The sequence below is a fragment of the Secundilactobacillus kimchicus JCM 15530 genome (assembly GCF_001433995.1).
GTDB classification, from domain to species: Bacteria; Bacillota; Bacilli; order Lactobacillales; family Lactobacillaceae; genus Secundilactobacillus; species Secundilactobacillus kimchicus.
Map to the genome: position 1 here is coordinate 328,627 of NZ_AZCX01000003.1, position 7,705 is coordinate 336,331.

Genomic DNA, 7,705 nt, shown 5'->3' on the forward strand with positions numbered 1-7,705 from the left:
AAAATCTGCCGCCCAAGTAATGGGTGGCAGATTCTTAATCGGTCATAAAGTCGCTAATGAATATAAAATGAACACCATCACCGCTGCGATTGCGACTAATGGTAAATCTTGCTGCCAAGTGAATCGGCGTCGCTTAGCCAGGGTCACCGTCAAAACGGTGAGAACGGTGATTAAACCGACGGCGAACAGAATCAGTAATTTAACTTGGACAGCCACGTCTGCAGTGGTCATTAATAAGCCCGCTTTCTATTTGATCAGAAGTTGATAGGCGTACCGTGGTTCCTTTGGCTCGTGCATGTAGATGATGCCGCGGCGAGTAAACCCATTTTTGGTAATCACGTGTTGCATGCCCTTGTTGTCGGGATGTGTGTCAATTCGGACGTCTTTGTAACCCAAAACGCCGGAAATTGTAATTAGCCCGCTGATGAGCTTATCGGATAATGCTTGACCGCGAAACGCACTCGAGACTGCAATTCGGTGAATCGCGGTATACCGGCCGTGGACGCCGTTCGCCCATTCGCCATCTTCAATTTCTAAGTAGTTAGGATCTATCCCTTGATGGAGCGCCGCAGTCCCTGCAATTTCGCCATCGACGACCAAGACGTAGGTGATCCCGTTTTGAAGGTCAAAAGCGAGGTCGTCATCTGATGGATAGCCGTGTTGCCATTGGTCAACGTGTTGCTCGGCTAAGAACCCCTTTGCTTCGTGAATGATTGTTGTGATCGCTGTTAAATCAGCGTTGGTTGCAAGCCGTAAGTAGGTTGCAGGCATTGTGAAACACTCCCTTGTCGATCAATTTTCCATTGTCCGGTGATACCGGAAACCGTTTTATTATAGTGTAATTGCCGGTTGTGAGCAATACTTACGACGTTAATTTCTGCTGGCTGACACCGGTTGCGTTACACTAATAGGGAAGTAGTTTTGAAAATAACGTGAAGGGAGCGATTAGCCGTGGCAAAATCCCACGCAACGATACCGGTTCAAATTGAGGTGCACGACGCCTACGTTCATAATCTCAAACACATTAACGTGAAGATTCCGCTAAACGAAGTGGTGGCTATTTCAGGATTATCAGGGTCTGGTAAGTCATCGCTAGCCCTTGGTGTTTTATACGCCGAAGGTTCCCGACGGTACCTTGATGCGCTATCGACTTACACGCGCCGGCGAATCAGTCAAGCGGCACCGGCTCAGGTTCAAGAGGTTAAGTATCTACCAGCTGCAATTGCGCTGCGGCAACGGCCAACTGTGCCTGGGGTTCGCTCGACGGTGGGGACCATGACCGAAACGTTAAACGTATTGCGGCTCATGTTTTCGCGATTGGCTACCCACGTCTGTCCAAACGGGCACACGGTGCCGCCGACGATTGAAATTGCCCAGGCGATGGATTACACGGATGAGCGAATGGGTAAAATCAAGTGTCCGACCTGCGGGATTGAATTTAAGGTTCCTGCGGCAGAGGACTTTGCATTCAATGCGGCTGGCGCCTGCCCGACGTGCGGCGGAACGGGAGAAGTCCGTCAGATTGATCCAACGACGCTTATCGACCACCCTGAAAAGTCACTGGCTGACGGGGCGGTGGCCTCATGGCGACTTCCTGGTCGGAATTTTATGCCCTACGTGATTGAGCAGATGGGGGTTCGCATCGACGTGCCTTATCAGGACCTATCAGAATCTGAAAAAAACCGGGTCCTCCACGGGGAAAAGAAACAGTATAAGATTTCGATCCCCTCCTCAACCGGGCGGGTTTTCAATATGGATCATGCCCTTTATGAGAATGCTTATAATGCCGTAGCAGACACGGCTAAGGGGTCGACTAATGAACGAACGCTAAAGCGCCTCGATCGCTTTTATGCCATTGACGTGTGTCCAGACTGTCACGGGTCACGGTTTAACCCGGCCCTCTTCACGAACACCATCAACGGGCGAAATATCGCTGAGGTCAGTGAATTGACCGTTGAACAGTTGGCAGCATTTGTGGCCACAATCGTGCCAGCGCTGCCTGAAAACATGCGTGCGATGGCGCAACGGATTATCGAAGAACTCACGCAGACGTTACGGCCCCTATTACGACTGGGATTAAACTATCTCACAATTGCCCGGGCGGGAGGAACGCTTTCGACTGGCGAATTACAACGGATTCAGTTGACCAAGACGCTCCATTCAGAAACAACGGGCGTCTTGTACGTCTTAGATGAGCCGTCAGTTGGACTGCATCCTGCTAACGTTGATGGGTTGATTGAAATCATGCACCAGTTGGTTGAACTGGGGAATTCAGTGGTTGTCGTTGAACATGACCCGACAATTATTGCGGCCGCAGATTCAGTTATTGAGATTGGTCCAGGAGCTGGGAAAGCTGGTGGTCAGGTCATTACTCAGGGTTCAGTTGAAACCATTGAGCACGATGCCCACTCCCTGATTGGGCGGTACTTGACGGGAAAAGCGCCGATTCAGTTGCATGAAGCGAGTACCCCGGCCGCATTATTTGAAAAGGGCGAATTGGCCTTACACGTGACGCATAAGTTTAACTTGAATGACGTTCACGTTCGGTTTCCGATTAACCGGTTGAGCGTTGTTTCAGGCTTTTCAGGAGCAGGTAAGACGACGTTGGTCTTACAATCCTTGATTCCAGCAATTAAGGCCCGGCGTGGCAAGCACCCGCTTCCCAAACACGTGGATCAGTTGGAAAACCACCATATTCGCCGGGTTCAGATGATCAACTCCGTGCCGGTTGGTAAAAATGTTCGGTCAACTGTGGCTACCTATTCGGGGATTTTTGACCACATTCGTGAGTTGTTTGCGGCGACGGCAGACGCTCAAGCCAAGGGGTTCACAGCCAGTCGATTTTCTTATAATTTGAAGGGCGGGGCGTGCCCAACCTGTGGTGGAACGGGTGTTATTAACCTTGACATTCAATATTTACCAGACATGGCAGAAACTTGTCCGACTTGTCATGGGCGGCGGTACAATCCGGAGACCTTGGCCGTGAAGTGGCAGGGTTACAATATCGCAGACGTTTTGGATCTAGGTGTGACAGAAGCCATTCCGGTATTTGAAGCTGAACCGGCAATCGGGGACGTTTTGAAGACGTTAGACGAAATGGGACTGGGTTATTTGACGTTGGGTGAGGATACACCCGCGTTATCTGGTGGTGAAGCCCAGCGACTGAAACTAGTCACCCAAATGGGTCGCCAACAACGCGGGACTTTATTTGTGTTTGATGAGCCATCAGTTGGATTGCATCCAGACGATGTCGCTGTTTTACTGCGGGTTTTTGACCGGTTACTACGTCAGGGTGCGACGATTATTACGATTGAACACGACTTGCAACTCATTGCGAACGCGGACTATTGCGTGGACTTAGGTCCTAAGGGTGGTGATCAAGGGGGACAACTCTTGGTCGCTGGTAGTGTGACTGATTTGGCAAATAGCGAGAAAAGTATCACAGGCCGGTATTTGAAGCCGTTGTTGCACTGACTTAATGACGGGTCACTGTGGGCGGTCTAATGATCTATCAAATGCAGATAGCAGTTATGTCATCAAAATAAGCCCGATTCCAACAGGAATCGGGCTTATTTGTTATGAAACTCTTTTTGAAAGACGGCTACTTTTTATCAGAATCGAAAACGTCGTTGATTTTTTCAGCGACCTTATCCTTGGCGTCTTCTAGCTTATCCTTAAGCTTGCCAGACTCCTTTTGGGTCTTACCTTTGAGTTCGGTTTGTGAATCACCGGTTACTTTTCCGGCTTCTTCCTTTACAGAACCAACAACTTGGTCCTTCTTGTTATCGAGTCGATCAGTCATCGATACCAGCTCCTTTTCTCTAGGTTACCTTTATTGTAACGAGAATCAGGCTGGTCATGCAATAAATCCGCTCACTTATTCGGCAAGGGCTAGTGACTCGTTCGTTGCGGCCTGGAGTCCGTCTTCGAGTGGGCTTTCTTGGCGTCTGCCAAGAACGAACGTCACGGTGAAACTAACCACGAAGCTGATCACACCACTAATGATGAAAGCAGGAATCGCGTGACTAGCGATGCTGATAAAACCCAACACGCTGTTGGAACCAAGGGCGACAGCTAGGACGTGTGTCATCCCCAAGTAGACGCTGGCGACACCAGAGCCAATCATGGCGGCGTAAAACGGGAAGCGTAACTTGAGATTGACGCCGTACATGGCCGGTTCCGTAATCCCTAGAAGTGCTGACACACTGGCGGATGAGGCCAGACTCCGTTGTTTCTTGTCCTTAACAAGGCAAAAGACAGCAAGTGCCGCACCACCTTGAGCAATGTTTGAAATGGAGGCAATAGGGAAGATGAATGATCCGCCAGTCGTCTTAACGTTGGCGATGAGTTGGGTTTCAATGGCTGGGAAACTTTGGTGCAGGCCGGTAATCACGATTGGCGCGTATAGCAAACCAAATAGGCCAGCGCCGAGCGCCCCAGTATTTTGATACAGTGCCAACAGGCCATTGGTCAAGCCATCACTGACCACCCGCATGACCGGGCCAACGATGGTGAAGGTCAGCAGACCAGTTACTAGGACAGCAATCAGTGGGGTAAAGGTATAGTCGAGAGCTTCTGGCATGCGCCGGTGAAGCCGTTTTTCGAGTGTCGCTAGGATGAATGCAACGGCTAGCATGGGAATGACGGAACCTTGATAGCCTGCCTGGGCAACTGGTAGGCCGAACATGTGCCAGTAAGCCATGTGGTGAGCCGTCATCGCTGCGCTGACATTGTAGCCGCTCACGAGGGCCGGCGACACCATCATCATTCCAAGAGCGGCACCGAGATAAGGATTACCGCCAAACCGTTTGGTGGCGGAAAAACCGACAAGAACGGGTAAAAAGGTAAATGGGGCGTTGGCAAGTACGTTAATGAAGTCGGCAAACCCTTTCAACTGCGGAAAGCTGGTGATTAGAGCGGCTGTTCCAAAAAGGTGGGGTGCTGTTAAGACGTTATGGAGGGCCATTAACAGCCCCGCAGCCACAATAGCGGGAATGATGGGTGTGAAAATGTCGGCTAAAACTGTAATGAACGATGAGAAACCACGTTTAAGTGGTGTCGAGATGGTTTGGATTCGCATGGAAGTCCTCCTTGTAAAAAAGTCACTTCGAGCTAGTTTACAAGCTTTCAAGAACTTTTCAAGCTTTTTGATTAATTTTAAAAGTTACAGTTTTGTTTCAACACTGCAAAAGACCGATAACTAGGAGATCGAGTGGTGTTAAACTAGGGACATTAGAAGGGAAGGGTGACGAATGCGATACCCAGAGGTTAGGATTGCCACATTTATCAATCGTGAAAACCGGTTCATTGCACACTGTGAGTTGAATGGCGAGGTTGTGACGGTTCACGTCAAAAATACAGGGCGTGGGAAAGAAGTTTTTCTACCAGGCGTTCACGTTGCCCTAAACTATGCCCCGGGGCCGAAGCGTAAGACCGACTATGATCTCATCGCGGTGGAAAAGGCGGGGAGATGGATCAACATTGATAGCCAAGCACCCAATAAAGTTGTGATGGAGGCTTACCAGGAAGGACGACTTAAGATTCCTGGGTTACCGGAATGGACGGCCTTTCGGGGGGAGGTCCGATACCGTGAATCACGCATTGATTTTTGGGGGCGCACGGAAGATGAGCGAGACTGTTGGTTAGAAGTCAAAGGTGTGACTTTGGAAAACGCAGGATTAGCGGCTTTTCCAGACGCCCCCACCGTTCGCGCTGTGAAGCATGTTCATGATTTAATAACGGCCACACGAGAAGGGGCTTGGTCGGTACTATTGTTCGTGATTCAAATGGCGGATGTGGACGTGATGACCATTTATCAGGATCGAGCACCGAAGCTAGCGGCGGCCATCCGGGAAGCCCAAGCAGCAGGTGTCAAAATCGTCGCGTACCGTTGTGAGGTCACCCCGGATACGTTGAGATTAGCGACACCAGCTCTGGTGGATTTAGATCGAGAGTTTAAGGAACAAGTCGTGATACAGGATAATTAACGGTAGTATGGTGGCGAAACCACGACAAAAAAAGCCGGCCGCTATAGCGCACCGACTTGGGGTGTTTTAACAAACTTGATTGGTTAAATTAGTCCGGTCGTCTCACCGACATGGCCACGCCCATCCCGCCGCCAACACAGAGGGTGGCTAACCCGGTCGTGAGGTGGTTCTGCTGGAGTTGGTGGACTAAGCTCGTCACGATGCGAGCTCCTGAGGCGCCAACTGGATGACCCAAAGCGATGGCACCACCGTTAACGTTTAGCTGGTCGTCTGCGATATGAAGGTCACGGGCCACGGCGACGCTTTGTGCAGCAAATGCTTCATTGAGTTCGATGCGATCGTAGTCACTAATTTGGCGCTGTTGTTTTGTCATCAGTTGAGTGACAGCGTAGTACGGGGCATAGCCCATGATGTTAGGGTCAATGCCAGCTTCTTGGTAACCGTCAATGATAGCAAGGTAGGGTAGGCCGGCTGAGTCAGCTGCTTGTTTATCCATCAAGACCAGCATACTAGCTCCGTCGTTTAAACCAGCAGCATTTCCAGCAGTCACAGTCCCGTCAGATTTGAAGGCGGGCTTCAATTGACTGAGAGCCGACAGTGAAGTGTCGGGGCGAACGGGTTCGTCTGACGTGATGGTCGTTTCGTGCTTTCCCGTTATCGTCACTGGCACAAGTTCGTCATCAAAAGCGTGAGCTAAATTGGCGGCCACGGCTTTCTGATGTGATCGGAGTGCAAAGGCGTCTTGCTGGTCACGGGTGACGTGGTACCTTTCAGCGACGTTTTCAGCTGTAATTCCCATAGGAGTGTGTGTAAAAGCGTCTAACAGGCCGTCGTGTTCTAACCCGTCGAGCAATTGAGTGGCGCCATAGGCGTGTCCCCGACGCATGTGAGGGGCAAGGTATGGGACGTTGCTCATACTTTCGGTGCCACCAACTAAAACGGCTGTGGCATCGCCCATGACAATAGCTGACTGACCTAAACGAATGGCTTTCATGCCCGACCCGCAGACCTGGTTAATAGTCATAGCGGTGCTTTGAGGGGCCAGACCGCTATTAAGGGCGATTTGGCGAGCGGGATTTTGGCCTAAGCCTGCTTGTAGGACGTTTCCGATGATGGCTTGATCAATCTCAGCGGCTGGTAGCCCGGAGCGGGCAATAGCGGTTTTGGCTGCTAGGATTCCAATTTCAACCGCGCTTAGTGACGACAATGCTTTGCCGAACTTGCCGATGGGCGTCCGAACGGCACTTAAAATGACAACTTCCTTCATTAGTCGGTTCCTCTTTACTTAGATTTCTAAGCCTAAAGAATACACGATTATGGCGAAAAAGTCTCGTGAGTTGCTAACTCTTTGGGACAACTTAAGGTTCATATTAAGGAAGTAATGAAAAGAAGGTTTCAGTGGGGAAAAGAAAAAGTTGAAATAATGTGAAATAATCCTTGACCTAACGCCGTTATCTTGATAAAGTAATAAACGTTGTCGCAAGGCAATACGCCAACCTATACCATTTCAGTCAATTGAAATTGATTTGAAAATAAAGGTTGACGGATGATTAAGAAGATGTTATTCTTAATAGGTTGCGTAACACGGATGTGTGAACAGCTCGAAACGTTGAGAAATTAAAGTTTCTTGTTGACAAGCAACGATGAATCATGTATCATTATTCTTGCTTAAACGAAAAAGTTTGGCAAGTAGACCTTTGAAAACTGAACAAAGTTTC

Annotated in this window: 6 protein-coding genes and 1 pseudogene; 2 read left to right on the top strand and 5 right to left on the bottom strand. The window is 49.7% G+C overall.

Annotated features, from left to right (window positions below; all coding sequences use genetic code 11):
• Window positions 1–42 precede the first annotated feature (42 nt).
• The gene (locus FC96_RS06110) at window positions 43–231 is read right to left on the bottom strand and encodes a hypothetical protein (RefSeq protein ID WP_055679661.1); all 189 of its coding nucleotides are present in this window, start codon (window positions 229–231) and stop codon (window positions 43–45) included.
• Window positions 232–246: 15 nt separating this feature from the next.
• Window positions 247–771: a GNAT family N-acetyltransferase gene (locus FC96_RS06115; protein WP_055679662.1), complete on the bottom strand. Its 525-nt coding sequence runs from the start codon at window positions 769–771 to the stop codon at window positions 247–249.
• 180 nt (window positions 772–951) lie between these two features.
• Here FC96_RS06115 and FC96_RS06120 point away from each other — a divergent pair, with 180 nt between their 5' ends.
• Window positions 952–3,474 carry an excinuclease ABC subunit UvrA gene (locus tag FC96_RS06120; protein ID WP_056942375.1) on the top strand — a complete coding sequence of 841 codons (2,523 nt, stop codon included), beginning with the start codon at window positions 952–954 and terminating at the stop codon, window positions 3,472–3,474.
• A gap of 127 nt (window positions 3,475–3,601) precedes the next feature.
• Here the strand turns inward: FC96_RS06120 and FC96_RS06125 are convergent, their stop codons facing one another.
• Window positions 3,602–3,802: a CsbD family protein gene (locus FC96_RS06125; protein ID WP_055679663.1), complete on the bottom strand. Its 201-nt coding sequence runs from the start codon at window positions 3,800–3,802 to the stop codon at window positions 3,602–3,604.
• A 141-nt stretch (window positions 3,803–3,943) separates the two neighbouring features.
• Window positions 3,944–5,050: pseudogene (locus FC96_RS06130) on the bottom strand (PTS transporter subunit EIIC); the annotation flags it as partial.
• Window positions 5,051–5,252: 202 nt separating this feature from the next.
• On the opposite strand from FC96_RS06130, the gene sfsA reads away from it, so the two are divergent.
• Entirely contained in the window at window positions 5,253–5,987 is a 735-nt protein-coding gene (sfsA, locus tag FC96_RS06135; protein ID WP_055679664.1) for a DNA/RNA nuclease SfsA, read from the top strand.
• A gap of 88 nt (window positions 5,988–6,075) precedes the next feature.
• Here the strand turns inward: sfsA and FC96_RS06140 are convergent, their stop codons facing one another.
• Window positions 6,076–7,254 carry an acetyl-CoA C-acetyltransferase gene (locus tag FC96_RS06140; protein WP_056942377.1) on the bottom strand — a complete coding sequence of 393 codons (1,179 nt, stop codon included), beginning with the start codon at window positions 7,252–7,254 and terminating at the stop codon, window positions 6,076–6,078.
• Between the last annotated feature and the right edge of the window lie 451 nt (window positions 7,255–7,705).

Bases quoted from the DNA above. Each gene is read 5' to 3' on its own strand.
- FC96_RS06110 (WP_055679661.1), bottom strand. From the start codon at position 231: ATGACCACTGCAGACGTGGCTGTCCAAGTTAAATTACTGATTCTGTTC.
- FC96_RS06115 (WP_055679662.1), bottom strand. From the start codon at position 771: ATGCCTGCAACCTACTTACGGCTTGCAACCAACGCTGATTTAACAGCG.
- FC96_RS06125 (WP_055679663.1), bottom strand. From the start codon at position 3,802: ATGACTGATCGACTCGATAACAAGAAGGACCAAGTTGTTGGTTCTGTA.
- sfsA (WP_055679664.1), top strand. From the start codon at position 5,253: ATGCGATACCCAGAGGTTAGGATTGCCACATTTATCAATCGTGAAAAC.
- FC96_RS06140 (WP_056942377.1), bottom strand. From the start codon at position 7,254: ATGAAGGAAGTTGTCATTTTAAGTGCCGTTCGGACGCCCATCGGCAAG.